This is a genomic window from Sphingomonas melonis, from assembly GCF_013409985.1.
In the GTDB taxonomy this organism is placed as follows: domain Bacteria; phylum Pseudomonadota; class Alphaproteobacteria; order Sphingomonadales; family Sphingomonadaceae; genus Sphingomonas; species Sphingomonas melonis_A.
This window is the reverse complement of record NZ_JACCBY010000007.1, coordinates 151,799-176,279: the sequence shown is the minus strand read 5'-3', so window position 1 is coordinate 176,279 and position 24,481 is coordinate 151,799. Positions and strand designations below refer to the sequence as shown.

Below are 24,481 nucleotides of genomic sequence, written 5' to 3'. Positions count from 1 at the left end.
CGGAACGAGTGCTGGCGCGATTCAGGTCGTGATGGATACGCCGCCCCCCGCCCCGGAACCGGCTGCCGCGCCGCCGTCCCCGCCTGCCGTGCCCCCGTCCGCGCCTGCGTCGGCACCCGCTGCGGCGCCCGCACAGCGACGACGGCGAATCGGGCGGATCGTCCGCAACGCGCTGCTCGGCCTGCTGGCACTGATCGTCGCGATCTGGCTGGTCCTCTACATCACCAAGGGGCGCTTCCTGCGCCATCCGTTCGAGCGATTCGTCGGCGGCCAGACGCACCGGCCGGTAACCGTGGCCGGCGACTTCCAGCTCTATTTCGCGCCGCTGCGGATCAAGTTCGTCGCCGAGAAGATGACGATCGCCAACCCGTCCTGGGCGACCAGGCCCTATCTGTTCCAGGCGGAGCGGATCGACACGCGGATCGCGCCGCTGTCGCTGCTGTGGGGCAAGCGGCGGCTCTACTGGCTCGACCTCGTCAACGGTGCGGTCGACCTGGAGTGGAATGCGGCGCACACCGCCAACACCTGGACGTTCAGCGACAAGAAGGGCGGCAAGCCGCTCGACTTCCCGCGGATCGACACGGCGAGCGTGCGCGGCACGACGGTGCGCTATCGCGATCCGCGGATGCGGCTGCTCGCCGATCTCTCCGTCGACGACATCCGCTCGACAGATGCGCGGATCGGCAAGGCGGTCGGCGTCGCCGGCGACGGCACGATCCGCGGCACGCCGTTCCGCGTGGCGGCGCGGCTGCTGGCGCCCGATGCGACGGTCAATCGCGGCAAGAACGAGCTGGTGATGCGCGCTTGGGCCGCGAACAATGTGCTCGACGTCTCCGGCACACTGCCGTCGATCGCAGGGATCGAGGGCGTTCCGTTGCAGACGCGGGCGCGCGGCCGCGACCTGTCCGAGCTGCTCGGGATCATCGGCGTCGCCATTCCCCATACCCGCACCTACCGGCTCAAGGCGCAACTGGTGCAGCAGGGGCAGACGTATCATTTCACCCGGATGAGCGGCATCGTCGGCGCGAGCGATCTCACCGGCAAGCTGACGATCGTCAACGGCGAGCGGCTTCACCTCGATTCGCAGCTCGCGACCAAGACGCTCGACATCATCGATGCCGCGCCGTTCATCGGCTACAATCCCGATATCGTCGCGACCAAGGGCGCGCTCGCCGCGGCACGCGCGACCGGCGCCGCGCCGCAGCGCATCCTGCCCGAGGCGAAGCTGCCGATCGCGACGATGCAGCGCTTCGATGCCGACCTGACCTGGACGATCGACCGCGTGCGCTCGCGCAACCTGCCGATCGGCAATGTCGACCTGACGCTCGACCTCGACCGCGGGCGGCTGGCGCTGTCGCCGCTGACCTTCGCGATGGCGCGCGGCAACGTCGCCTCCGACTGGGTGTTCGACACGCGCCAACGGCCGGCGCTCGACAGCTACGACATAAGGCTGTCGCCGACGCCGATGGGCAAGCTGCTCGCCGGCTATGGCGTCGCCGAGGCGGGGACGACGGGGACGATCCAGGGCCGTATCCAGCTGGAAGGGCGCGGCGATTCGATCCACGAATCGCTCAGCACCGCGCACGGCCGGATCGCCTTCGTCATGCCGCACGGGCAATTGTGGACGCGCAACGTCCAGCTCGCCGAACTCGACCTCGGCACCTTCGTGCAGAAGATGTTCGAGGATAAGCTGAAAAAGCCGGTCGAGGTGAATTGCGGACTGATCGGCTTCACCGTGCGCAACGGCGTCGCGGCGGCAGACCCGATCCTGATCGACACGGCCAAGAACGTCATCGTCGGGCGCGGCGGGTTCAGCTTCAAGACCGAGGCGGTCGATCTCGCCTTCCGCGCCGACGGCAAGAAGTTCAGCCTGTTCTCCGGCCAGTCGCCGGTCGGCGTCGGTGGCTATTTCGCCGCGCCCAAGCTCAACGTGATCAGCGACCAGTTGCTGGGGCGCGCAGGCGCCGGGCTGGGGCTGGCGCTGGTCGCGACGCCGGTGGCGGGGGTGCTGGCGTTCGTCGATGTCGGCGACGCCAAGTCGGCGGCGTGCGGGCCGGTGCTGGCCGGCGCCACCGCCAAGGCGCAGCGCACGACGAAGGGCCAGGCGCGCGACGACGTGGGCCATGGCACGACGGCGAAGGACGAGAGCGGCAGGACGACCGGCGGCGAGAAGTCCCACCAGCGGAAGAAATTTCTGGGGATTTTCTGAGGGGCCGGGTTGAGGCTGGAGTGGGGTCACCGCCCTGCCCTTCGTCATCCCGGCGAAGGCCGGGACCCATGGACGCAGGCGGTGAGCGTATCGCGCCGCTGCCGGCCACATCGCGACCATGGGTCCCGGCGTTCGCCGGGATGACGAACGTGAGGGCGCGCGCGACTCTCTCCAGATAGTCATCCCCGCGAAGGCGGGGATCCATACACGCCGACGTGCCGGCTCAAGCAGGACCTGCGCGTCTGGATCCCCGCCTGCGCGGGGATGACAACCATTTAAGGGGCGGGCTCTAGAGGGGCGGGGTAAGCCCCCTCACTACCCGAGATCATGCCCCGTCGTCGCGCGGATCGCCTCGAGCACGTCGTCGGTGCGCGCGGGGTCGCCGATCGCGAGGACGTGACCGGCGCTCGCCGCGGTGAGCGGGTCGCCGTTCCAGTCGCACATGCGGCCGCCGGCACCCTCGACCACCGGCACCAGCGCGGCGAAATCGTACAATTGCAGGCCCGATTCGACGACGATGTCGAGCTGTCCGCTCGCCAGCAGGCCGTAATTGTAGCAGTCGCCGCCATAGACCGGCCCCTGGCGCGTATGGCCGCCCGAGGCGGCGGCGACGAGCGCCATGTAATGCGGCACGTCACCCTCGGCGAACAGATGCGGGCTGGTGGTCGCGAGCACCGCGCCTTCGAGCTGCGCGCAGGTCCGCGTGCGGGTCGGCCGGCCGTTGAACGTCGTCGGGCGGCCGGCGACGCCGAGCCAGCGTTCGCGCTGCACCGGCTGATCGATGATGCCGAGCAGCGGCCAGCCGTCCTCGACCAGCGCGATCAGCGTGCCGAAGATCGCGCGGCCGACGGTGAAGCTGCGCGTACCGTCGATCGGGTCGAGCACCCATTGCCGGCCGGTGACGCCGGGCTTCTCGCCATATTCCTCGCCGATCACGCCGTCGCCCGCCGCCTCGGCGTCGAGCAGCTTGCGCATCGCCGCCTCCGCCTCGCGGTCGGCGCGGGTGACGGGCGAATGGTCGTCCTTGAACTCGACGCCATGCTCGGCGCGGAAATAGGGGCGGATCGCGGCGCCGGCGGCGTCGGCGAGGCGGCTGGCGAGCTGGATGTCGGCGGCGGTGATCGGCATGGCACCTGCCCTATCGCGGCGGCCTGGGCCGCGCTAGGGTGCACGAAAGTCGAGAGGATCTTCCATGCGCCTGTTTCCCGCCGCCATCGCCGCCGTCGCCCTGATCGCCACCCCCGCGCTCGCCGGCCTGCCGGTCGGCGCCAAGGCGCCCGCCTTCTCCACGCGCGGCGCGGTCGCCGGCAAGGTGGTCGGCATCGACCTGGCGCAGCAGCTGAAGAAGGGGCCGGTGGTGCTGTATTTCTTCCCGGCGGCGTTCACCGGCGGTTGCAATGCCGAAGCGCATGCCTTCGCCGAGGCGATCCCCGAGTTCCAGAAGGCGGGCGCGACGGTGATCGGCATGTCGGCCGACGACGTGCCGACGCTGCAGCGCTTCTCGGCGGAGAAATGCGCCGGCAAGTTCGCCGTCGCCAGCGCCGGGCCGGGCGTGATCAAGGGCTATGACGTCGCGCTCAACGGCGGTGGTCGCGCGCTGACCAAGCGCACCAGCTATGTCATCGCCAGCGATGGCCGGGTCGCCTATGTCCATGACGACATGAACCCGGCGCAGCACGTCGCGCTGACGCTCGCCGCGGTGCGCAAGCTCCGCCATTCCTGACCAATCTGCAACCCTCCGCTAATCAATCGCTTTTATAAGCGCTCGCGAACGAAGGGTGGGACATGCGCGGGTCTGCAGCGAGGAAGGACGGCAAAACCGATCTGTTTACGCAGATCGGCCACTTCCTTGCGGATCACGGCCTGTCGCCCGAGCCGGCGCATTACAGCTTCGCCTATGACGTCATCGCCGACCCGCAGGGGGCGATCGCCTCGGCGGTGCGACGGCTGACCGACGGCGGCATCCGGCTCAGCCGTTCCGATATCGAGGCGCTGGGCGGCACCGTCCATGCCGGTACCGGCGCCGGCGGCGGAAGCGGCGTCACCGAGTCGCCCGACCGGCGCTCCGCCGACCACGGCCTGTGCGACGAGGATGCCGCCGTTTTGGTGGCGACGACACAGGCGCAGGTCGATGGCTTTGCGACGATGATGCGCGAGATGCAGGACGAGACGCGCGGCTTCGGCCGCGACCTCGCGCAGAGCGCGGCGGCGATCCGCAACACGGCGCCGGCGGTCCCCGCCGCGGCGGGGCTCGACGAGATCGCCCGGATCACCGGCGCGATGCTGACCCGTATCCGCGAGGCGGAGACGCGGCTCGCCAAGGCGACCGACGAGGCGGAGGCGCTGCGCGCCAAGCTGGCCGAGGCGAACGACACGGCACGGCGCGATCCGCTGACCGGCCTGCCCAACCGCCGCGCCTTCGACGAGGCGTTCGCGGTGCGGCGCGAGCTCGACGGCCCGTTCTGCCTCGCGGTGTGCGACATCGACCGGTTCAAGCGGATCAACGATGTGCACGGCCATCCGGTCGGCGACCGGGTGCTGAGCGCAGTGGCACGGACGCTGGCCGACGAATGCGACGACCATCTCGTCGTCCGCCACGGCGGCGAAGAATTCGCGGTGCTGCTGCACGGCGTCGCGCTGGCGGATGCCGCGGCGCATCTCGACGGGGTGCGCGACACGATCTCCAGCAAGCGCTTCCGCCTGCGCGAGACCGACCGGCCGCTGGGCCAGGTGACGGTGTCGATCGGCGTGACCGCGGTCCATGCCGGCGAGACGCTGACCGACGCCTTCGATCGCGCCGATCGGTTGCTCTATACCGCCAAGGCCGAGGGTCGCGACCGGGTGTGCGCCGCCTGATTGTGGCGGAACGCGCCAGGGGGACTGGCGCAAACTACCAATCGCATTCGACGCTCGCCATGTTTTCCGCAGAAATCAGCCGTTTGGCGGATTTGGCACGGCGTCTGCAAAGTCCCTGGCATCGGCGGCGACCCAGCGCCGCGATCAACCAAAAGGGATAAAGACCATGTTTCTCCGTTTCGAACTCGCCCAGCGCACCGCCTTCTCGATCGTCGCGGCCTTCGCCTTCGCCGCCGTCGCGATCAGCGCCGCGATCCCGGTGTCGCCGATCGCCTGACGGCTCAGGCGGGCGCGGCGGCCCCGACGGGGCCGACCGCCGCCGCCTCGCCGCGGCCATAGGTCGCGGTCAACAATCCGGCAGCGAGCACATGCCCCGCCATCGCCTCGACGATCGCGCTGCGCCCCGGTGTCTCGCCCGGCGCCCCGACATCCGGCCCCAGGGCGAACAGCTGAAAGACATAGCGATGCGTGCCATGCCCGGTCGGCGGATCGGGCGGCAGCCAGCCCTCGCGCAGATAGGAATTGCGGCCGACATCACGGTCGGGCGACCCGGCGCCGTCGCCGACGATCGCGCCTTCCTCCAGCCGGCCGGCATCGGCGGCGATGCCCCAGACCACCGCATGGACGAGCGGCTGCGGCGCGGGTGCGTCGGCATCCTCGACCAGCAGCGCGAACAGCGCGGTGCCCTCGGGCGCGGCACCCCAGGTCAGCGGCGGCGAGACGCCCGCCCCGTCCGCGGTGAAGCGATCGGGCAGCCGCGCGCCATCGGCGAAGGCGGGGCTGGTCAGATCGAGCGCGGGGAAGGCCGAACCCAGTTCCGGTCGCGCGATCGCCAGCTTGTCGGCACCGGCGCGGACGCCGCTCAGCGCCTGACCGAGCCAGGCGGGGACATGTTCGAGCATCGCTTACTCCTGCGGACAATCGCCGGGACGGGATTTCGGCGGCGCCCCGGCGGCATACCAGCGGCTGGTCGCGCCCATCGTCTCGCCGTCGTGATAGCAGGCCTCGCCGCGCGTGCCGTCGGGTGCGACGAGGAAGGTCCAGTCCTTGCCGTCACAATTGTGCGCCTCGCAGGCGTGTGCGGCGAGGCGGCCGTCCTTGGTCTGGTAGATCGGCACCGCGACCGCATCCCGCGCGGTGAAGCGATGGCGGATCGCATCGTCGCCGACCGCGTCGATCAGCGCGCGCGACACCTCGGTGCGATCGTAGAAACCGACGCCGTCGACGGCGTCGCCGGGATATTTGCCGACATAGGCGGTGATCGGATTGCTGTGCTCCTGTCCGGGCAGCGGCTTGGGCGGCTGGGTCGGCGGCGGCACGAAGTGCGCCGCGGCGGCATTGTCCTCGCTGGCGGATTGGCCGCTGCCGCACGCGGCGAGCAGCAGGAGCGGGACAAGGGAGAGGAGGCGCATAAGGGTGGAACGCGGCAGGCGGCCCGGCGGTTGCTTGCCCCATGACGCAACAGCTCGATCGTTTCCTGTCCGCTCAAGCACTTGTCCACGATCAGGCGCTCGCCGAGCTGCGCCGCGGGCGCAAGACGAGCCATTGGATGTGGTTCGTGTTCCCGCAGATCGCCGGCCTCGGCCGCAGCGAGACCGCACGCTTCTACGCGATCCGCGACGCGGCCGAGGCGCGTGCCTATTGCGCGCACCCCCTGCTCGGCGCGCGGCTGGTCGAGGCGACGCGGACGGTCACCGCCGCGCCGGGCAGCGCCACCGCGATCCTCGGCGAGATCGATGCGATGAAGCTGCAATCGTCGATGACGCTGTTCGCCGCGGTGGCGGACGACCCGACGCCGTTCGAGGCCGCGCTGGCGCGTTTCTATGGCGGCCAGCGCGATCGCGCGACGCTGGCGCTGCTGGAGCGCGACGCCACGGGGGTGTGAGCCCGGAGGCTGGATCGACATTCCCCTGTCGAAGCGCATCGCAGCGGAGAATGTCGTCGCGCGGAGGCGCGCAGGATGCGGAGATGTGGCGCTTCGGCGTGCTCCGCGCCTCCGCGCGATCCCTATTCTATCCGCAACCGGACAGTTACCGGTGCGATCGGCGAGCCGTTCCGTCGATCAGAACAAACGCCCGCCGTTCGGCACCGCGAGGCTCGGACCGATCAGCACGACCTTGCCGTCGGCATCGGGGAAGCCGAGCGTCAGCACCTCGGACATGAACGGGCCAATCTGGCGCGGCGGGAAGTTGACCACCGCCGCCACCTGCCGGCCGACCAGCGTCTCGGGCGTGTAATGGTCGGTGATCTGCGCCGAGGATTTCTTCACCCCGATCGCCTCGCCGAAATCGATGCGCAGCTTGATCGCGGGCTTGCGCGCCTCCGGGAAGGGTTCGGCGGCGACGATCGTGCCGACGCGGATGTCGACACGCTCGAAATCGGCGAAGGTGATGGGATCAGAAGTCGACATTGTCATAATGCGCCGGTGGCCCGATCATCTCCATCCGCTCGGACAGCAACGGCCGGAAGCTCGGCCGGCTCTTGAAGCCGCGATACCAGCGTGCGGTCTGGTCATGCCCCTTCCAGTCGATGCCGCCGAGGTAATCGGCGACCGAAATCTGCGCCGCCGCCGCCAGATCGGCGAGGCTCAGGGTCGCGCCGCCGAGCCAGTTGCGGTGATCGAGCAGGTAATCGGTATAATCGAGGTGGCTGACCGCCGCCTTCATCGCCTCGCGCAGCCCCTTGGCATCGGGCGCGGCGCGATGCGCCAGCCGCTTGACGACGCGCTCGTGGAGCAGCGGCCCGGTGACGTCGCGATAGAAATGCGTGTCGAACCAGCTCACCAGCCGGCGGATCTCGGCGCGGTTGGCGGCGGTGCCGTTGATCGTCGCCGCCTTGTCGACCGTCTCCTCGAAATATTCGCAGATTGCCATCGAATCGATCAGCGGCGCGCCGGGACGCGAGGCGTCGACCATCACCGGCGTTTCGCCGGCGGGGTTCATGTCCATGAACTCGTCGCGCCGGTCCCAGGGCGATTCGCGCACCAGCTCATAGCCGATGCCCTTCTCGCCGAGCAGCAGGCGCACCTTGCGGCTGAACGGACACAGGGGGAATTGGTAAAGCTGCCACATACGGCCACCTGTAGGGCATCGGCGGGGGCGAGGTGAAGCCGTTGTCTTCCGTCCGCCGGTCTATAAATTGGGGACAAACTCCGAACGAGACATCCGATGGACGTGCACATCCAACGCGAAGCGCATGAACAGGCGATCCGCGAGCTGGCGGCCAGTCGAGGCCTGTCGTTCAGCGACGCCATCGGCGTAGCAGTTTGCAACGAACTTGAACGCGACCGCGAAAAGGCACGCAGGACCGATTATATGGAGCGCGTGCGGGAAGCGCAGGCGATCTTCGCAGCCGCCCCTATCCTTGATCCACGCACACCAGACGAAATCCTCGGCTATGACGAGCATGGTCTGCCGACATGATCGCGCTGGATACGTCAGCGATCGTCGCGATGTTGCAGAACGAACCGGACGCCGATCGCATCGCCGATCGGATGTCGGCCGCCACGCACCTGTTGATCGGCCGGCCGACGGAACTCGAACTGCATCTGGTGACAGCGAGCAAGGTTGGTGAAGCGTCAGCGCGCGCCGCGACGGAACGGCTTCTCGCCGATGTCGAGCGGATCAGCTTCGACGGCATCCATCTTGCGGCCGCGCGTGCCGCTTTCGACCGCTACGGCAAAGGACGCCACCAGGCGTCGCTCAACTACGGCGACTGCATGGCCTATGCCGTCGCGTACGTCGCCGGCTGCCCCTTGCTCTACAAGGGCGAGGATTTCGCGCGGACCGATATCCGGTCCGCGCTGTAACCCTCCGTCCGCGCTTACTCCGCCGCGACCAATTCCACCGAATCATCCAGCGGATAGGTCTGCCGCGACAGCATCTCCTTGGGCACCACCTGCCAGAAATCGCCGGCGATCCGCTCCCAGTCGGCGAGCAGGCCCTTCGACCATTTGCTGTCGGTCGCGGCGGCATGACGCTCGACGAGGTCGCGCAGCACGCCCTCCCAATGCGCCGAGGCGAGCCGCTGCCAGACGATATTCTCCGGATTGGCGCGCTGCGCGAACTCGCCGTCGGGATCGTAGACGAAGGCCATGCCCCCGGTCATGCCCGCACCGAAATTCTGTCCGACCTTGCCGAGCAGCACCGCGACGCCGCCAGTCATATATTCGCAGCCGTTGGCGCCGCAGCCCTCGACCACGACGGTCGCGCCCGAATTGCGCACCGCGAACCGCTCGCCCGCCTGCCCCGCGGCGAGCAGCGTCCCCGAGGTCGCGCCATAGAGCACGGTGTTGCCGAGGATGGTATTGTCCTGGCTCGCCAATGGCGAGGACACCGCCGGGCGGAGCACGATGATACCGCCCGACAGCCCCTTGCCGACGTAATCGTTGGCGTCGCCGAACACCTCGAGCGTGATGCCCTTGCACAGGAAGGCGCCGAGGCTTTGCCCGGCCGACCCGCGCAGCCGGACGGTGACGTGACCGTCGGCGAGCTTGCTCATCCCGAACCGGCGGGTGACCTCGCTCGACAGCCGCGTGCCGACCGCGCGATGCGTGTTGCGCACCGAATAGGTGAGCTGCATCTTCTCGCCGCGGCTGAACACGGCGGCGGCATCCTTGATGATCTGCGCGTCGAGACTGTCGGGCACCTCGTTGCGGAAGGTCGACAGCGAGAAGCGGCGCTCGGCGTCGGTCGCATCGACCTTGGCGAGGATCGGGTTGAGGTCGAGATCGTCGAGATGCTCGGCGCCGCGGCTCACCTGCCGCAGGAATTCGGTGCGGCCGATCACCTCGTCGAGGCTGCGCACGCCGAGCCGGGCGAGGATGTCGCGCACCTCCTCGGCGATGAAGGTCATCAGGTTGATGACCTTCTCGGGCGTGCCGACGAACTTGTCGCGCAAGGCCTGATCCTGCGTGCAGACGCCGACCGGGCAGGTGTTGCTATGGCACTGGCGCACCATGATGCAGCCCATCGCGACGAGGCTCAATGTGCCGATGCCATATTCCTCGGCGCCGAGGATCGCGGCGATGACGATGTCGCGCCCGGTCTTCAGCCCTCCGTCGGTGCGCAGCCGCACCCGGCCGCGCAGGCCGTTGAGCGTGAGCACCTGATTGACCTCGCTGAGGCCCATCTCCCACGGCGTGCCGGCATATTTGACGCTGGTCTGGGGCGAGGCGCCGGTGCCGCCGACATGGCCGGCAATCAGGATGACGTCCGCATGCGCCTTGGCGACGCCGGCGGCAACGGTGCCGATCCCCGACGAGCTGACCAGCTTGACGCAAACGCGCGCCCGCGGGTTGATCTGCTTGAGATCGTAGATGAGCTGCGCCAGATCCTCGATCGAATAGATGTCGTGGTGCGGCGGCGGCGAGATCAGTGTCACGCCCGGCGTCGCATGACGCAGCTTGGCGATGAACTCGGTCACCTTGAAGCCGGGCAGCTGCCCGCCCTCGCCGGGCTTGGCGCCCTGCGCGACCTTGATCTCGATCTCCTCGCAGGCGTTGAGATATTCGGCGGTGACGCCGAACCGGCCGCTAGCGATCTGCTTGATCGTCGAATTGGCGTTGTCGCCGTTCTCATAAGGCTTGAAGCGCTTGGTATCCTCGCCGCCCTCACCCGACACCGCCTTGGCGCCGATGCGGTTCATCGCGATCGCCAGCGTCTCGTGCGCCTCGGGGCTGAGCGCGCCCAAGGACATGCCCGGGGTGACGAAGCGCTTGCGGATCTCGGTGATCGCCTCGACCTGATCGACCGGCACGCCCTCGCTCGGGAAATTGAACTGGAGCAGGTCGCGCAGATAGACCGGCGGCAAATCGGCGACGCCGCGGCTGAATTGCAGATAGCTGGTATAGCTGTCGGTCGACACCGCGGTCTGCAACAGATGCATGAGCTGCGCCGAATAGGCATGGGTCTCGCCGGTATGCCGCTGGCGGTAGAAGCCGCCGATCGGCAGCTTGGCGACGCCTTCGTCCCAGGCGAGCTCGTGCCGCATCATCGCCGAATGGTGCAGCGAATTATAGCCCTCGCCCGAGATCTTGGCGGGCATGCCGGGGAACAGGTCGTTGACTAGGCTGCGCGAGAGACCGACCGCCTCGAAATTATAGCCGCCGCGATAGGAGGAGATCACCGCGATCCCCATCTTGCTCATGATCTTGAGCAGCCCTTCCTCGATCGCATGGCGATGGCGCTTGAGGCACTCGTCCAGCGACAGGTCGCCGAACAGGCCGCGCGCCTGCCGGTCGACGATCGCCGCCTCGGCGAGATAGGCGTTCACCGTCGTCGCGCCGACGCCGATCAGCACCGCATAATAATGCGTGTCGAGGCATTCCGCCGAGCGGACGTTGATCGACGCATAGGAACGCAGCCCCCGGCGGACGAGATGCGTATGCACCGCCGCCGCCGCCAGCACGCCGGCGATCGCGATCCGGTCTTCCGAGACATGCTCGTCGGTCAGGAACAGCTCGCTCTTGCCCTGCCGCACCGCCTGTTCCGCTTCGTTGCGGATGCGCTGGATCGCGGCGCGCAGCTTTTCCGGGCCGCCCTCGGCGTCGAAGGTGCAGTCGATCTCGGTCGCGGTGCGCGCGAAATGCGCCTTGAGCCGCGCCCAATGCTGGCCGGTGAGCACCGGCGAATCGAGCACCAGCACGCGATCACGCTGATCCTCGGTATCGAGGATGTTGGCGAGATTGCCGAACCGGGTGCGCAGCGACATGACGTAGCGCTCGCGCAGCGGATCGATCGGCGGGTTGGTGACCTGGCTGAAATTCTGGCGGAAGAACTGACTGATGAGGCGCGGCTTGTCGCTGATGACGGCGAGCGGCGTATCGTCGCCCATCGAGCCGATCGCCTCCTTGGCGGTCTCGACCATCGGCGACAGGATCAGCTCCATATCCTCGAGGGTCTGGCCGGCGGCGACCTGCCGACGCGCCAGATTGGCGCGGTCGAAGCGGACCACCGCCTCGGCGACCTCGGGCAGGTCGTCGAGCGTGTGGAATTCGCCGATCATCGCGGGATAATCGTGTTCCGCGGCGATCCGGTCCTTGACCTCGCGGTCGCCGAGCACCCGGCCTTTGTCGAGATCGACCGCGATCATCTGCCCCGGCCCGAGCCGGCCCTTGGCGACGACGGTCGATTCGGGGACGACGACCATGCCGGTCTCCGAGCCGACGATCAGCAACCCGTCGGAGGTCTGCGTATAGCGCAGCGGCCGCAGCGCGTTGCGATCGACGCCCGCCACCGCCCAGCGGCCGTCGGTCATCGCCAGCGCGGCGGGACCGTCCCACGGCTCCATCACCGAGGCGAGGTAATTGTACATCGCGGCGTGATCGGGCGGCGTGTCGGCACCGGTCGCCTCAGGCACCAGCATCAGCTTGGCGGTCGGCGCGTCGCGGCCCGAGCGGCAGATCGCCTCGAACACCGCGTCGAGCGCGGCGGTGTCGGATGCGCCGGCGGGGATCACCGGCTTGATGTCCTCCGAATTGTCGCCGAACGCGAGGCTCGCCATGCGGATCTCGTGGCTGAGCATCCAATTCTTGTTGCCGCGGATCGTGTTGATCTCGCCATTGTGCGCGAGGCAGCGGAACGGCTGCGCCAGCCACCATTGCGGGAAGGTGTTGGTCGAATAGCGCTGATGGAAGATCGCGACGCGCGATTCGAAACGCTGGTCCTGGAGGTCGGGATAGAAGACCGACAGGCTCTCGGCGAGGAACAGCCCCTTGTAGACGATCGAGCGGCACGACAGCGAGCAGACGTAGAAGCCCTGGATCTGCGCGGCGATGACGCGCTTCTCGATGCGGCGGCGGACGAGGTAGAGGTTCTTCTCGAACTCGGCGGCGGAGACGTCGTCGGGCAGCGGGCCGGCGATCATGATCTGCTCGATCTCGGGCCGCGTCGTCTGCGCCTTCAGGCCGATCACCGACACGTCGACCGGCACCTGCCGCCAGCCGTAGATGGTATAGCCCGCCTCGATGATCGCGCTCTCGACGATCGTGCGGCAATTCTCCTGCGCGCCGAGATCGGTGCGCGGCAGGAAGATCATGCCGACCGCGAGCCGGTTGGGGAGCACCTTGTGCCCCGAGGCGACGACCGCATCGTCGAAGAAGCGGTGCGGCAGGTCGATATGGATACCTGCGCCGTCGCCGGTCTTGCCGTCGGCATCGACCGCGCCGCGGTGCCACACCGCCTTCAGCGCATCGACCGCCGACTGGACGACGCGCCGCGACGCGCGCCCGTCGGTGGCGGCGACGAGGCCGACGCCGCAGGCATCGCCCTCGCTGTCGGGGCGGTACATGCCGTGTTCGGCGAGATAGGCGCGCTGGTCAGTCATGGTATGAGACCCTGTTCGGCGAGCCTCGCTCGCAAAGTGACATAAGCCTGGATAAGGCCGGACGAAGCATCCCAGGTATCGTTGACCCGATCGACCTGCTCGGCTTCATCAATGGGATATTCGTGAACCAACCGGTTGCGCAGTTCCGCCGCACCGATCCAATCGTCGGCATCCTCGACGATGCCCAGCTTCTCCAGCTGGTTGGCCTGATCGCGTCGGGTCATCGCCCGGACATCTTCGAGCTCCCAGGTCAGGTAGGCTCGAAAGAGGCGGCCGAGCATGTCTTGTAACTGCTCGTACCGTTTCAGCAGCGCGATGCTGGCGATCCGTTCGATCAGCGGCAGTCGCGAGGGATCGTCGCCAATGATCGGCAATACCGGGGTCAGGATCGGCCGAAGGTCATCGAACCCGGCGACGATCCGGTCGCAACGCGCTGCTGCCGCCTTGATCAAATCCTCGGTCGTCATGGCAACGGCCGTGCCTCGGGCTGGACGAGGCGGGCGAAGGCCGATGGCGCGCGGCCTCGCTCGATCAGGACGACATCGACCTTCTGCTCGTCGATATGGCGGAACAGCAGGTCGCGAAAGGCACCGACCCTCCGCCATTCCGCCTCGTCGCTGGGATCGGCTTCGATCAACAGGTCGATGTCGCCTCCCCGCAGATCGTCGCGGAGGCGACTGCCAAACAGGCTGACGGACGCGGTCTCGCCGAACGTCGTGCGCGCGGCGAGACGGATCGCGTCGATATCGCGCTGCTTCAGTCTCACGCCGCGACCTTTCCCGCCTTCACTTTCGCCTTCAGCCACTTGTGCATCGTCGCGGCGACATCGCGACCGTCGCGGATCGCCCAGACCACCAGGCTCGCGCCGCGCACGATGTCGCCCGCCGCGAACACGCCGTCGAGGCTGGTCATCAGCGTCTTGCCGTCGACCAGCACCGTGCCCCAGCGGCTGACCCCCAGCTCGGGCGCGCCGAACAGCGCCGGCAGATCCTCGGCATCGAAGCCCAACGCCTTGATCACCAGATCGGCCTTGAGCGTGAAATCGCCGCTCGGATCGGGTTCGGGCGCGCGGCGGCCGCTCGCATCGGGGGCGCCGAGCCGCATCTTGCGCGCGCGCACCGTACCGTCGCTGTCGAACGCCGCAGGAGCGGAGAGCCAGACGAACTCGGCACCCTCCTCCTCGGCATTGGTCACCTCGCGCTGGCTGCCCGGCATGTTCTTGCGATCGCGGCGATACAGGCATTTCACCGATGCCGCGCCCTGGCGGATCGCGGTGCGGACGCAGTCCATCGCGGTATCGCCGCCGCCGATCACGACGACATGCTTGCCCGCCGCGTCGAGTCCGCCCTGATCGAACGCCGGCACCGCATCGCCGAAGCCCTTGCGGTTCGACGCGATGAGATAGTCGAGCGCCGCCACCACACGGCCGTCGTCGCCGCCCGCCACGTCGAGCGCGCGCGCCTTGTAGACGCCGGTCGCGATCAGCACCGCGTCATGCTCGCGACGCAGATCGTCGAGGCTCGCCTGTTCGCCGACGCTGAACCCTTCGTGGAAGACGATGCCGCCCGCCTTGAGCCGGTCGACGCGACGCATGACGACGGGCTTTTCCAGCTTGAAGCCGGGGATGCCATAGGTCAGCAGCCCGCCGGCGCGATCGTGCCGGTCGTAGACGTGCACCTCATAGCCATGGCCGCGCAGATATTCCGCCGCGGTCAGCCCGGCCGGGCCGGCACCGATCACCGCCACCGACTGGCCGCGCGCTGGCCCCGGCACCAGCGGCTCGACCCAGCCCTCTTCCCAGGCGGTATCGGTGATGAACTTCTCGACCGAGCCGATCGTCACCGCGCCGTGGCCGGTGAACTCGATAACGCAATTGCCCTCGCACAGACGGTCCTGCGGGCAGATGCGCCCGCAGATCTCGGGCATGGTCGAGGTGCTGTTCGACAGCTCATAGGCCTCGCGCAGCCGCCCCTCGGCGGTCAGCCGCAGCCAGTCGGGTATATGATTGTGCAGCGGGCAATGCACCGAACAATAGGGGACGCCGCATTGCGAGCAGCGCCCCGCCTGGTCCTCCGCCGCGGGCGGCGCATAGCGCGCGGCGATCTCCGCGAAGTCCTCCGCACGCGCCTCGGGCGCGCGCTTGGCGGGATAGGCCTGCTGACGGCCGACGAACTTGAGCATGGAATCGTGCGGCATGAGGCCTCCTTGCGCCTCAGCTACGAAGGAAAGCCCGGCATGTCACGCACAAAATCGCCGATATGGCAGGCATACTGCCTTAGTATTGCAGTTCGCCTTGCTTGGCGAACGTCCCCTCGCTTCATCAGCGACAAAGAAGGTAACGATGCGGTCCTATCGCAACTGCAGCGCGACCAAGGCGACCGCGCCGACGACGATTCGATACCATGCGAAAGGTGCAAATCCGTGACGGCTGACGATGCCGACGAACCAGCGGATCACCACCAGCGCGACGACGAACGAAACGGCGAAGCCGATCGCGATGCTTAGCCACTCGCCCTGCCCCAATGTCGCGCCCGACTTCAGCAGGTCGTAGCCCGAGGCGGCGAGCATCGTCGGGATGGCGAGGAAGAAGGAGAACTCCGCCGCCGCGCGCCGGTCGACGCCGAGGCTGAGCGCCCCCATGATCGTCGCGCCCGAACGGCTGATGCCGGGGATCATCGCCAGGCACTGGATGACGCCGACGGTCAGCGCGGTACTCCACGGCATGTCCTCGACCGATTCGATCCGCGCCTTCTTCACCATGCGCTCGATCGCGAGGATCGCCACACCGCCGATGATCAGCGCGACCGCGACGACCGTCGGGCTTTCGAGCAGCGCCTTGACCGCCTTGTAGACCACCAGGCCGATCGCCATCGCGGGAACGAAGCCGAGCACGATGTTGCGCACGAAGGCGATCGACTTGGGCTGGCCGCCGACCAGGCCCACCGCCACGTCCCAGAAGCGCCGCCAGTACAGGACGATCACCGCCAGGATCGCGCCCAGCTGGATGACGATATCGAAGGTCGCGGTCGCCTGGTCCTGCACGCCGAGCAAGGTGCCGGCGAGAATGAGATGGCCGGTCGAGGAGACGGGCAGGAATTCGGTGACCCCCTCGACGATGCCGAGGAGGATGACGGTGAGCAGATCCATGAATAGTCCTTAGGCGGCGAGGGTTTCGGCGCGACGACCGAACCGGCCGGTGCGGCGGAAGCGGACGAGCCATTCGGGCGCGACCGCCTGCAGCGGGGTCGGGTGGATGCCAAGCGCCGCCAGCCCCTGTGCGCCCAGGGCGACGACATTGTCGCGCTGGAGCATCAGCCACTGGTCCTTGGTGATCGGCGCGAACGGCAGACGGGCGAGCAGCGCGCCGGCCGCATCGGGCAGTTCGACGATCGACGGGCTGCGGCCGATCGTCTTGGCGATCCAGCGGATGATCTCGCCCATCGTCATCACGTCGGGGCCGCCGAGCTCGAACGTCTGCCCGGCGAAGCGGGCGTCGGTCGCCGCCGCCATCGCATCGCCGACATCGGCCGCGAACACCGGCTGGAACTTCACCGGCGCGCGCAGCACCGGCACCACCGGCGCCTTGCCGATCATCGCCGCGAATCGATTGATGAACTGATCCTCGCGGCCGAACACGATCGACGGGCGGATGATCGCGGCGTGCGGGAAGGCGGCGCGCACCGCCTCCTCGCCGCGGCCCTTGCTGCTGCCATAGGCGGAGGGCGCCGACGAATCGGCGCCGATCGCCGACATATGCACCAGCGTCGCGACGCCGGCCGCCGCCGCGGCCTCGGCGACGTTGCGCGCACCGCCGACATGGATCCGCTCGAAATCGCCCGCGAGCACGCCGACCATGTTGATCACCGCGTCGGCGCCCTGCACCGCACGCTTGACCGTATCGGGCAGCGTCACGTCGGCGGCAACGAACTGGGTTTGGCCGAGACCGCCCAACGGCCTGAGAAACCACGCATGCCGCGGATCGCGCTCGGCGACGCGCACCCGCGCACCACCGCGCAGCAGCGCCTGCACCACATAGCGGCCGACGAATCCGCCGCCGCCGAAGATCGTAACCAGCTTGTCTTTCATCGCCCGGGCCTCTTTTTTCGTCGCTGTGCTGATGTTTCGCCCCTTGCCCCGCGAAACCCGTGTTGACAAGCGCGCCGAGACCCCCCTAAAGGCCGCCGCCTACCCCGTGCCCAGATGGCGGAATTGGTAGACGCACCAGCTTCAGGTGCTGGCGATCGCAAGGTCGTGGAGGTTCGAGTCCTCTTCTGGGCACCATTTTTTCCCGGGGCTTAAATGCCTTGGGATACGCAGGCTGCCGAGGCCCTTGACGGTCGGCAACTGCGGCGACGCACGAACCAAAAATTGTCGTGCGGGCTTCAGAAAGCCCGATTTGCGTACCATCTTAGGAAAAAACGACGCCGAAGCTAGCGTCGGCTGTGCCTTGCACGCCTGAGGGATAACCTCGTGGACAAGCCTGTGGATAACTCACCGGTCCAATTGCTGCGCGGTGCACCCACCAGCGCGTTTCTCAGCATGCGATTGCATGCCTGACAGCCAGCCCCGGTCTGGTCCGCAAAGATAAATCGAACCGCGGTATGGCAGGGCAAATGCGGCCCCGCCCGAAAAATCGAGTGACCGAGCACGCAATGCGCGGCGAAACCGCGGTATAGTCGGTTACCGTTCGCCCCCCTCGCGCAGCCAGCGGCGCAGCAGCGTCGTCACCTCGCCCGGGCGCTCCATCGGGGAGAGATGGCCGCAATTGCGCAGCACGTGCAGGCGCGCACCGGGGATCGCCTCAGCCAGGGCGCGGGCGTCGTCGGGGGTGCAGATCCGGTCGCGGTCCCCGACCGCGACCAGCGTCGGTACGCGGATCGCAGCGATCGCCTCGGCAATGTCGGGCCGGGCGAGCAGCGCGGCCTGCTGGCGCGCGAAGACCGTCGGGCCGAGCCGCTCGGCCATCGCCAGCGCCGGGCCGCTGACGATGGCGGACAGTTGCGGATCGGCGTGCGGCGCGGTGGCGATCAGGCCCTGATCGGCGACGGTGCGCGCGCGCGGCTCCATCGAGGCACGCGTGCCGAACAGCGCGATGCGGGTGACCCGCTCGGGCGCCTGGCGCACCATCTCGAGCGCGACATAGCCGCCGAGGCTGACGCCGGCGACGGCGCTGCGCGGCGGCATCGTGGCGAGCACCCGCGCCGCCATCGCGCCGATCGTCGTATCCTGCGACAGGTCGCCGAACTCGGGCTCGGCGATGTCGGCAAGGTCCATGATCTGGCGCGCCCACAGGCGCCCGTCGCAGCCCATCGCGGGCAGCAGCATCAGGGGCAGGCGCGGTCGGTCCATAAGGTCTCCGGGGGTTGGGGGCGGCGGAAGGCAAGCGGCGCCCCGATCAGCACCAGCACGACGCGGGTGAGATGGTGGACGATGACGAAACCGGGTTCGAGTGACAGGCCGAGCGCGACCATGCTCATCTCGGCCAGCCCGCCGGGCGAATAGCCGAGCACCAGCAGCACCGGGTCGAGATCGGTCAGCGCGGCGATGGCCGCCGCCCAGGCGATGGTGAGCGTCAGCAGGATCGCGGTCGAGCCGGCGGCGAGCAGCAAGGTGCGGCCGAGCGTCGCCAGCGTCAGCCCGACGAAGCGGCAGCCGATCGTGGCGCCGAGGCCGACCTGCGCCGCGCCGACGATCCAGCCGGGGATGCGGAAGTCGCTCCATCCGGTGAGATGCACCGCGGCGCTGACTGCGAGCGGCCCGATGAGATGCCACGCCGGCAGCCGCAGCGCCCGGCCGAGCAGCAGCCCGAGCGCGATGCACCCGCCGCCCCACAGCAGCAGCGTGGCGTCCAACGCGCCGCCGCCAGCCGGCGCGGCGGCCATCGCCTGCTCCGCCGCGGGGCGGATCAGGTGCACGGCCCAGGGCAGGGTGAAAATTACGAGGAAGATACGCGCGCCGTGGATCAATCCGATCGCGCGTTCGTCGGCACCGCGGTCTGCGCCCATCAGCACCATCTCGGCGATGCCGCCCGGCATGCCGGCGAAATAGGCGGTGGCGGGGTCGAAGCGCGCCACCTTGCGGAAATAGAGGACGCAGAGCAAAGCCGCGCTCGCCAGGAACAGCGGCAGCAGCGCGAGCGGCACGAGCCAGTCGCGCGCCTGCGCGACCAGCCCGGGATGAAAGCTGCTGCCGAGCACGACGCCGATCACCGCCGCCATCGGCCGCCGCGTCGCTGCCGAGGCGCGGATCGGCGCACCCGCGACGCTCGCCGCGGCACACGCCGCCATCGAGCCGAGCACCCAGGGCAGCGGCGCCCCCAAAGCGTGGAACAGCGCGCCGCCCGCGCCGCCGACGAGCAGCGCCGCGGCGAAGCGCAGCGCGATCGAGGCGGCGGCGCGGCTCACCCGGCGACGAACGGGAAGGCGAGCGCGATCATGCCGACCAACGTCATCACCGCGCAGACCATGATTGCCGGCAGCAGCGTGAACCGCTGGTGGTCGGCGAGATCGACGCCGGCGAGGCTGACCAGCAGATAGGTGGAGGGCACCAGCGGGCTGAGCAGATGGACCGGCTGGCCCATCAGCGAGGCGCGGGCGATCGCGATCGGCGACACGCCGTAATGCGCGCCCGCCTCGGCGAGGATCGGCAGCATGCCGAAGTAGAAGGCGTCGTTGGAGATGAAGAAGGTGAAGGGCAGGCTGAGCAGGGCGGTGATCGGCGCCATATAGGGGCCCATCACCGGCGGGATCATGCCGACGACCTCCTTGCTCATCGCCTCGACCATGCCGGTGCCGCCGAGGATGCCGGTGAAGATGCCGGCGGCGAAGATCAGCGACACCACCGACAGCACGTTGCCGGCGTGCGCGGCAATCCGCTCCTTCTGCTCGGCGACGCCGGGATAATTGACGATCATCGCGATCGCGAAAGCGATCATCATCAGCACCGACAGCGGCAGCAGCCCCCAGACGAGCAGGGTCAGCAGCGTGACGACGAGCAGGCCGTTGAACCAGATCAGCTTCGGCCGGCGCGCCTCGGGATATTGCGACACCGCCATGCCGGTGAAGTCGGCGTCGTCGCGCGCCTGCACCGCGCCGATGCGGGCGCGCTCCCTGCGGCCGAACCACACGGCGAGCGCGAGCAGGCTGGCGAGGCCGGCGATCATGCCGGGGATCAGCGGCAGGAACAATGTCGCCGGGTCGAGCTTGAGCGCGCTCGCCGCGCGCGCGGTCGGGCCGCCCCATGGCGTCAGGTTCATGATGCCGCTGGTCGCCATCAACAGGCAGCACAGATACAGCCGGTTCATGTCGTAGCGCTTGTAGAGCGGCAGCAGCGCGGCGATCGTAATGATATAGGTGGTCGAGCCGTCGCCATCGAGGCTGACCAACGCGCACAGCACGACGGTGCCGAGCAGGATGCGCGTGGGATCGCCGTGCACCAGCCGGATCAGCCGACCGACCAGCGGATCGAACAGGCCGGTATCGGTCATCGTCGAGAAGAACAGGATCGCGAACAGCAGCATCACGCCAGTTGGCGCGAGGTTCTTGATGCCGTCGATCATCATGTCGCCGAGCCCCGCCGCCTGGCCGGCGATCACGCCGAACAGCGTCGGGATGACGATCAGCGCGACCAGCGGGGTCATCCGCTTGGTCATGATGAGCGTCATGAAGGTGGCCACCATCAGGAAGCCGAGCAGCGCCAAATCCATGGGCAAAATCCTTGGGAAGGTCAGAAGGTGACGGCGACGCGGGCGCTGACGGTCTCGCCGGAGTCGGAGCCGATGACGGCGCCGCTGCGATTGTCGGTGTCCCAATGGATGCCGTTGACCTGCAGCCGCGTGAAACTGTTGAGGTACCAGTTCACGCCGAGAGTCCCCGCCCAGCCCTCGCCGCCGGTGACGAGATCGGTATAGTCGAGACTCTCATAGCGGGCGGTCAGCTCGATCGCGCCGGGACCGCCATCGAATGTCGGCCGCTTGACCTTGGGCTGGCCGAAGCTGCCGAGGCGCGGATTGTACGGCGGCAGGTCGCCGGTGATGAAGAAACCGCCCGACAGGCTCCACGCCTTGCTGACGAAATCGGAGCGGCCGCCGTCGAGCCGCGCGACGCGCCGCCCCGCCTCGCCCATCACCCACAACGGACCGCGATAGCCGCCGAGTTCGACGCCATAGCCGGTGGTGCCGGTGCCGCCGAGCAGGGTGCCGGTGGAGACGCGCAGGCCGCCGTTGAAGCGGCCGCCGATCACCGTATTGCGGGTCAGCGTCGTCGCGGCGGGCGACAGGCTCTCGTCGAAGCCCCAGGCGCCGACATGCATCACCGTGTCGTCGGTCTTGATCGGGTTCCAGTGCGCGCGGCCGAGCACGGTACGGCCGTCGCTCACCGCCTGGCTGCCGTCGACGCGGTCGCCGGTGACGGTCAGCGAGGCGTGGCCGGTCTTCCAGAACAGCCGCGGCATGATGCCGATGCCGTAGAAGCCGCGCTGCGGGATGATCGCGGTGGCGACCGTCGTGCGTTCGAGGAACGGCGTCGAGTCCGAGCCGGTCGAGCCCTCGAAGCCGCGGTCGTTGAACAGATGGCCGGCGCGGACGTCATAGTCGATCCCCGGCGCGATGCGGTTGCGCCAGCCCATGAAGGCGGTGACGACATCGACCTCGTTCTCCGAGAAATCGGCCTCCATCTGGTAGAAGAAATGCGCGCCGACGCCGCCCTCCAGCCCGAGGCGCAGCGCGCGCATGCCGGTGGTGGTGAGGTTGCGCGTGTCCGATTTGGAGCCGAAGGTGCTGCTGACGTCGGCGAGGATGCGGCCGCGCGGCTTGAACGTGTAGACGCCGTCCGCCGAGTGGAAGACGGGCAGGCCCGATCCCCATTCGGTGGTGACCCCCGAGGGATTGTCGCGCGCCGCGGTCGCCTGCGCGACGTCGCGGTCGGCGGGGCCGGGCGGCACCAGCTGCGGCGCGAACGGCACCGTGCGGCGGACCGCCGGCGGCGCCGCCTGCGCGACCTGTTGCGGCGGCGTCTGCGTCTGCGCCGGCGCGGGCACGGGTGCCGGTGCGGGGGTCGCGGCGAGCGCCTGCTGGCCCTCGATCCGGTCGAGCCGCGCCTTGAGCGCCGCGATCTCCGCCGCCTGTGCCCGCACCAGCTCGGCAAGGTCCGCCTGGCTGGGCGTCTGCGCCAAAGCGGGGGTGGCGACGACAAGCGCCAACAGGGCGCATCCGGTACGCAGGATCATCGAAGGGGGGCTCCGGCAAGGATCGCCTGCCAGTCGCGCAGGAAGCGCTGGCGGGTGATGCGGTCGAGGGGGACGAGAAGTTGCGGCCCGACGCGGATCGGGCGCGCCTGTGCCGCGGGCAGCCGCCGCGCCGGCACGTCGGCGCGCACCGGCCACAGGCTGCGCGCGGCCAGCAGGCTCTGGCCGCGGCGCGACAGCAGGAAATCGAGGAACAGCTTGGCGCTGGCGGGCGAGCGCGCCTGGCGCGCGATGAAGGCGATGCGCGACGAGACGATCGTATAGTCGCTCGGCAGCACCACGCCGAGCCGGGGATCGCGCTTCGCCTGCTCCAGCGCGTAGGAGGCGACGACGTTATAGGCGATCGCCTGCCGCCCGGCGGCGACCGCGGCGAGCATCGGCTCGGTCCGCTCCGCCAGCACCGGCTTGGTCGCCGCGATCGCCGCCATCAGCGCGCGGCTGTCGCGGGTGATCGCCAGATCCTCGGTCAGATAGAGATAGCCGACGTTCGAGCGGACCGGGTCGAAGGTGGTGACGCGGCCGGTGAATTGCGCGCGGCGCTGGCGCAGCAGCGCTTCGAGCGCGGCATGGCTGCGCGGCCGCTGCGCGTCGGGGATCAGCCGGCGGTTGTAGACGATGCCGATCGGCTCGGCGGTGACGCCATAGCCGATGTTCTTCCACACCGCCTGCGGCGGCAGCGCCGGCTTCTCCGGGCTGGCATAGCTCTGGCCGAAGCCGTCGTTGATCAGCTTGACCTGCAGCGCCATCGCCGACGACCAGACGAGGTCCGCCGACGGCCGGCGCGCGCGCGTCTCGCCGACCAGCCGGCGGTAGATGTCGATCGAGCCGAGGTCGACGTAGCGGACGCGGATCGTCGGGTAGAGGCGGTGGAAGCCGGCGACGACGCCGACCAGCTCGCGGCGATCGGCATTGCCGTAGACGGTCAGCCCGCCCTCCGCCTTCGCTGCGGCGATCAGCCCGTCATAGGAGCGCGGATAGCCCGCCGGCCGGGTCTGCGCATGCGCCGTCCCCGCTGCCGTCAGCACCATCATCGTCCCGAATAGGATCGTCCGCATCCCGGCTCCTCTCGCTTTTCCGCTTCTGTGATCGGATAAGCTGCCATCGTGGGATATCCGGCGCACCTGTCAGCAACCTTTCACCGGGTGAAGCCATGCGAATCCTGATGATCGAGGATGATGCGGCGCTCGCCCGGAGCATCGCCGCGCTGCTGCGCGCGGGCGGCCATGCGGTCGATCACTCGGCGAGCGGCGAGGAGGGGCTGACCCTGATCTCGGGCGAACCCTATGCGCTGCTGATCCTCGACGTCGGCCTGCCCGACATCGACGGCTTCACCGTGCTCGAACGGCTGCGGCGGCGCGGCGAGAAGGTGCCGGTGCTGATGCTGACCGCGCGCGACGCGCTCGACGACCGGGTGCGCGGGCTCGACCTCGGCGCCGACGATTATCTGCGCAAGCCGTTCGAACCGCAGGAACTGGAGGCGCGCGTACGTGCGCTCGGCCGGCGCCGTGGTGGCGATCCGACGCCGGTGGTGACGATCGGCGCGCTGACGCTCAACCGCTCGACCGGGCAGGCGGAGGTCGCCGGCCGCGCGCTCGACCTGCGTCGCCGCGAATGGGCGGTGCTCGACGCGCTCGCCACCCGCGCCGGCCAGGTGGTGCCGCGCGAACTGCTGCTCGCCGAGGTGTTCGGCTATGACGAGCCGGTCGGCCCCAATGCGATCGAGGTCAACGTCACCCGCCTGCGCAGCAAGCTCGCCCCCGACGGTCCGCAGATCCGCACCGTGCGCGGCGTGGGGTATCTGCTCGATGCGGGGTGACGCGCGATGCCCGGCGGTCGGACGCGCTGGCC

Annotated in this window: 23 protein-coding genes and 1 tRNA gene; 8 read left to right on the top strand and 16 right to left on the bottom strand. The window is 68.9% G+C overall.

Annotated features, from left to right (window positions below):
- The first annotated feature begins 31 nt into the window (after window positions 1-31).
- Window positions 32-2,209 (top strand): AsmA family protein, encoded by a 2,178-nt coding sequence (locus HD841_RS18260; RefSeq protein WP_179510314.1) that lies wholly within the window; start codon window positions 32-34, stop codon window positions 2,207-2,209.
- A gap of 315 nt (window positions 2,210-2,524) precedes the next feature.
- Here the strand turns inward: HD841_RS18260 and HD841_RS18255 are convergent, their stop codons facing one another.
- Window positions 2,525-3,337 carry an inositol monophosphatase family protein gene (locus HD841_RS18255; protein WP_179510313.1) on the bottom strand — a complete coding sequence of 271 codons (813 nt, stop codon included), beginning with the start codon at window positions 3,335-3,337 and terminating at the stop codon, window positions 2,525-2,527.
- 64 nt (window positions 3,338-3,401) lie between these two features.
- Here HD841_RS18255 and HD841_RS18250 point away from each other — a divergent pair, with 64 nt between their 5' ends.
- The gene (locus HD841_RS18250; RefSeq protein ID WP_179510312.1) at window positions 3,402-3,932 is read left to right on the top strand and encodes a peroxiredoxin; all 531 of its coding nucleotides are present in this window, start codon (window positions 3,402-3,404) and stop codon (window positions 3,930-3,932) included.
- 62 nt (window positions 3,933-3,994) lie between these two features.
- Window positions 3,995-5,065: a GGDEF domain-containing protein gene (locus HD841_RS18245; protein WP_179510311.1), complete on the top strand. Its 1,071-nt coding sequence runs from the start codon at window positions 3,995-3,997 to the stop codon at window positions 5,063-5,065.
- A gap of 281 nt (window positions 5,066-5,346) precedes the next feature.
- Here HD841_RS18245 and HD841_RS18240 read toward each other — a convergent pair whose 3' ends face one another.
- Together HD841_RS18240 and HD841_RS18235 are read right to left on the bottom strand one after the other, a co-directional pair.
- Window positions 5,347-5,967, bottom strand: coding sequence for a YbhB/YbcL family Raf kinase inhibitor-like protein (locus HD841_RS18240; protein WP_179510310.1), 621 nt, complete (start codon window positions 5,965-5,967; stop codon window positions 5,347-5,349).
- Window positions 5,968-5,970: 3 nt separating this feature from the next.
- A complete protein-coding gene (locus tag HD841_RS18235) occupies window positions 5,971-6,477 on the bottom strand; it encodes a hypothetical protein (protein WP_179510309.1) in 507 nt (168 codons plus the stop codon).
- 41 nt (window positions 6,478-6,518) lie between these two features.
- Between HD841_RS18235 and HD841_RS18230 the strand changes: the two genes are divergently transcribed.
- Window positions 6,519-6,950 (top strand): DUF1810 domain-containing protein, encoded by a 432-nt coding sequence (locus HD841_RS18230; protein WP_179510308.1) that lies wholly within the window; start codon window positions 6,519-6,521, stop codon window positions 6,948-6,950.
- A gap of 177 nt (window positions 6,951-7,127) precedes the next feature.
- On the opposite strand, the gene HD841_RS18225 is transcribed toward HD841_RS18230, so the two are convergent.
- Both HD841_RS18225 and HD841_RS18220 read right to left on the bottom strand, forming a co-directional pair.
- Window positions 7,128-7,475 (bottom strand): tRNA-binding protein, encoded by a 348-nt coding sequence (locus HD841_RS18225; RefSeq protein WP_179510307.1) that lies wholly within the window; start codon window positions 7,473-7,475, stop codon window positions 7,128-7,130.
- Window positions 7,462-8,136 carry a glutathione S-transferase family protein gene (locus HD841_RS18220; RefSeq protein ID WP_038665920.1) on the bottom strand — a complete coding sequence of 225 codons (675 nt, stop codon included), beginning with the start codon at window positions 8,134-8,136 and terminating at the stop codon, window positions 7,462-7,464. The genes HD841_RS18225 and HD841_RS18220 overlap by 14 nt, the downstream gene beginning before the upstream one ends.
- A 96-nt stretch (window positions 8,137-8,232) precedes the next feature.
- Here HD841_RS18220 and HD841_RS18215 point away from each other — a divergent pair, with 96 nt between their 5' ends.
- Both HD841_RS18215 and HD841_RS18210 read left to right on the top strand, forming a co-directional pair.
- On the top strand, window positions 8,233-8,487 hold the full coding sequence (locus HD841_RS18215) for a type II toxin-antitoxin system VapB family antitoxin (RefSeq protein ID WP_179510306.1): 255 nt from the start codon (window positions 8,233-8,235) through the stop codon (window positions 8,485-8,487).
- Entirely contained in the window at window positions 8,484-8,873 is a 390-nt protein-coding gene (locus HD841_RS18210; protein WP_179510305.1) for a type II toxin-antitoxin system VapC family toxin, read from the top strand. The genes HD841_RS18215 and HD841_RS18210 overlap by 4 nt, the downstream gene beginning before the upstream one ends.
- A 14-nt stretch (window positions 8,874-8,887) precedes the next feature.
- Here the strand turns inward: HD841_RS18210 and gltB are convergent, their stop codons facing one another.
- The 6 genes from gltB to HD841_RS18180 form a co-directional block, all read right to left on the bottom strand.
- Window positions 8,888-13,390, bottom strand: coding sequence for a glutamate synthase large subunit (gene gltB / locus HD841_RS18205; RefSeq protein ID WP_179510304.1), 4,503 nt, complete (start codon window positions 13,388-13,390; stop codon window positions 8,888-8,890).
- Entirely contained in the window at window positions 13,387-13,857 is a 471-nt protein-coding gene (locus tag HD841_RS18200) for a hypothetical protein (protein WP_179510303.1), read from the bottom strand. Before HD841_RS18200 ends, gltB begins: the two co-directional genes overlap by 4 nt.
- Window positions 13,854-14,156: a nucleotidyltransferase domain-containing protein gene (locus HD841_RS18195; RefSeq protein WP_179510302.1), complete on the bottom strand. Its 303-nt coding sequence runs from the start codon at window positions 14,154-14,156 to the stop codon at window positions 13,854-13,856. Before HD841_RS18195 ends, HD841_RS18200 begins: the two co-directional genes overlap by 4 nt.
- Window positions 14,153-15,586: an NAD(P)-dependent oxidoreductase gene (locus tag HD841_RS18190; protein ID WP_179510301.1), complete on the bottom strand. Its 1,434-nt coding sequence runs from the start codon at window positions 15,584-15,586 to the stop codon at window positions 14,153-14,155. Before HD841_RS18190 ends, HD841_RS18195 begins: the two co-directional genes overlap by 4 nt.
- A 153-nt stretch (window positions 15,587-15,739) precedes the next feature.
- Window positions 15,740-16,537, bottom strand: coding sequence for an undecaprenyl-diphosphate phosphatase (locus tag HD841_RS18185; protein WP_179510300.1), 798 nt, complete (start codon window positions 16,535-16,537; stop codon window positions 15,740-15,742).
- A gap of 9 nt (window positions 16,538-16,546) precedes the next feature.
- Window positions 16,547-17,476: a complex I NDUFA9 subunit family protein gene (locus HD841_RS18180; protein WP_179510299.1), complete on the bottom strand. Its 930-nt coding sequence runs from the start codon at window positions 17,474-17,476 to the stop codon at window positions 16,547-16,549.
- 108 nt (window positions 17,477-17,584) lie between these two features.
- On the opposite strand from HD841_RS18180, the gene HD841_RS18175 reads away from it, so the two are divergent.
- Window positions 17,585-17,671 (top strand) — tRNA-Leu (locus tag HD841_RS18175).
- 399 nt (window positions 17,672-18,070) lie between these two features.
- On the opposite strand, the gene HD841_RS18170 is transcribed toward HD841_RS18175, so the two are convergent.
- From HD841_RS18170 to HD841_RS18150, 5 genes are read right to left on the bottom strand one after another with little or no spacing between them, the layout of a single operon-like run.
- Entirely contained in the window at window positions 18,071-18,739 is a 669-nt protein-coding gene (locus HD841_RS18170; protein ID WP_179510298.1) for an alpha/beta fold hydrolase, read from the bottom strand.
- The gene (locus HD841_RS18165) at window positions 18,715-19,794 is read right to left on the bottom strand and encodes an AbrB family transcriptional regulator (RefSeq protein WP_373563067.1); all 1,080 of its coding nucleotides are present in this window, start codon (window positions 19,792-19,794) and stop codon (window positions 18,715-18,717) included. Before HD841_RS18165 ends, HD841_RS18170 begins: the two co-directional genes overlap by 25 nt.
- On the bottom strand, window positions 19,791-21,095 hold the full coding sequence (locus HD841_RS18160) for a CitMHS family transporter (RefSeq protein WP_179510297.1): 1,305 nt from the start codon (window positions 21,093-21,095) through the stop codon (window positions 19,791-19,793). Before HD841_RS18160 ends, HD841_RS18165 begins: the two co-directional genes overlap by 4 nt.
- Before the next feature lie 20 nt (window positions 21,096-21,115).
- A complete protein-coding gene (locus tag HD841_RS18155; RefSeq protein WP_179510296.1) occupies window positions 21,116-22,615 on the bottom strand; it encodes an OprO/OprP family phosphate-selective porin in 1,500 nt (499 codons plus the stop codon).
- On the bottom strand, window positions 22,612-23,688 hold the full coding sequence (locus HD841_RS18150) for an ABC transporter substrate-binding protein (protein WP_179510295.1): 1,077 nt from the start codon (window positions 23,686-23,688) through the stop codon (window positions 22,612-22,614). The genes HD841_RS18155 and HD841_RS18150 overlap by 4 nt, the downstream gene beginning before the upstream one ends.
- Window positions 23,689-23,795: 107 nt before the next feature.
- Between HD841_RS18150 and HD841_RS18145 the strand changes: the two genes are divergently transcribed.
- Window positions 23,796-24,449 carry a response regulator transcription factor gene (locus HD841_RS18145; protein WP_218845643.1) on the top strand — a complete coding sequence of 218 codons (654 nt, stop codon included), beginning with the start codon at window positions 23,796-23,798 and terminating at the stop codon, window positions 24,447-24,449.
- Window positions 24,450-24,481 lie beyond the last annotated feature (32 nt).

What these genes read in the sequence shown, in the direction of transcription:
- HD841_RS18200 (WP_179510303.1), bottom strand. Translation starts at nt 13,857, where the DNA reads ATGACGACCGAGGATTTGATCAAGGCGGCAGCAGCGCGTTGCGACCGG.
- HD841_RS18240 (WP_179510310.1), bottom strand. Translation starts at nt 5,967, where the DNA reads ATGCTCGAACATGTCCCCGCCTGGCTCGGTCAGGCGCTGAGCGGCGTC.
- gltB (WP_179510304.1), bottom strand. Translation starts at nt 13,390, where the DNA reads ATGACTGACCAGCGCGCCTATCTCGCCGAACACGGCATGTACCGCCCC.
- HD841_RS18260 (WP_179510314.1), top strand. Translation starts at nt 32, where the DNA reads ATGGATACGCCGCCCCCCGCCCCGGAACCGGCTGCCGCGCCGCCGTCC.
- HD841_RS18145 (WP_218845643.1), top strand. Translation starts at nt 23,796, where the DNA reads ATGATCGAGGATGATGCGGCGCTCGCCCGGAGCATCGCCGCGCTGCTG.
- HD841_RS18220 (WP_038665920.1), bottom strand. Translation starts at nt 8,136, where the DNA reads ATGTGGCAGCTTTACCAATTCCCCCTGTGTCCGTTCAGCCGCAAGGTG.
- HD841_RS18180 (WP_179510299.1), bottom strand. Translation starts at nt 17,476, where the DNA reads ATGAAAGACAAGCTGGTTACGATCTTCGGCGGCGGCGGATTCGTCGGC.
- HD841_RS18255 (WP_179510313.1), bottom strand. Translation starts at nt 3,337, where the DNA reads ATGCCGATCACCGCCGCCGACATCCAGCTCGCCAGCCGCCTCGCCGAC.
- HD841_RS18210 (WP_179510305.1), top strand. Translation starts at nt 8,484, where the DNA reads ATGATCGCGCTGGATACGTCAGCGATCGTCGCGATGTTGCAGAACGAA.
- HD841_RS18235 (WP_179510309.1), bottom strand. Translation starts at nt 6,477, where the DNA reads ATGCGCCTCCTCTCCCTTGTCCCGCTCCTGCTGCTCGCCGCGTGCGGC.
- HD841_RS18230 (WP_179510308.1), top strand. Translation starts at nt 6,519, where the DNA reads ATGACGCAACAGCTCGATCGTTTCCTGTCCGCTCAAGCACTTGTCCAC.
- HD841_RS18245 (WP_179510311.1), top strand. Translation starts at nt 3,995, where the DNA reads ATGCGCGGGTCTGCAGCGAGGAAGGACGGCAAAACCGATCTGTTTACG.
- HD841_RS18150 (WP_179510295.1), bottom strand. Translation starts at nt 23,688, where the DNA reads ATGCGGACGATCCTATTCGGGACGATGATGGTGCTGACGGCAGCGGGG.
- HD841_RS18225 (WP_179510307.1), bottom strand. Translation starts at nt 7,475, where the DNA reads ATGTCGACTTCTGATCCCATCACCTTCGCCGATTTCGAGCGTGTCGAC.
- HD841_RS18215 (WP_179510306.1), top strand. Translation starts at nt 8,233, where the DNA reads ATGGACGTGCACATCCAACGCGAAGCGCATGAACAGGCGATCCGCGAG.
- HD841_RS18160 (WP_179510297.1), bottom strand. Translation starts at nt 21,095, where the DNA reads ATGGATTTGGCGCTGCTCGGCTTCCTGATGGTGGCCACCTTCATGACG.
- HD841_RS18185 (WP_179510300.1), bottom strand. Translation starts at nt 16,537, where the DNA reads ATGGATCTGCTCACCGTCATCCTCCTCGGCATCGTCGAGGGGGTCACC.
- HD841_RS18170 (WP_179510298.1), bottom strand. Translation starts at nt 18,739, where the DNA reads ATGGACCGACCGCGCCTGCCCCTGATGCTGCTGCCCGCGATGGGCTGC.
- HD841_RS18155 (WP_179510296.1), bottom strand. Translation starts at nt 22,615, where the DNA reads ATGATCCTGCGTACCGGATGCGCCCTGTTGGCGCTTGTCGTCGCCACC.
- HD841_RS18190 (WP_179510301.1), bottom strand. Translation starts at nt 15,586, where the DNA reads ATGCCGCACGATTCCATGCTCAAGTTCGTCGGCCGTCAGCAGGCCTAT.
- HD841_RS18250 (WP_179510312.1), top strand. Translation starts at nt 3,402, where the DNA reads ATGCGCCTGTTTCCCGCCGCCATCGCCGCCGTCGCCCTGATCGCCACC.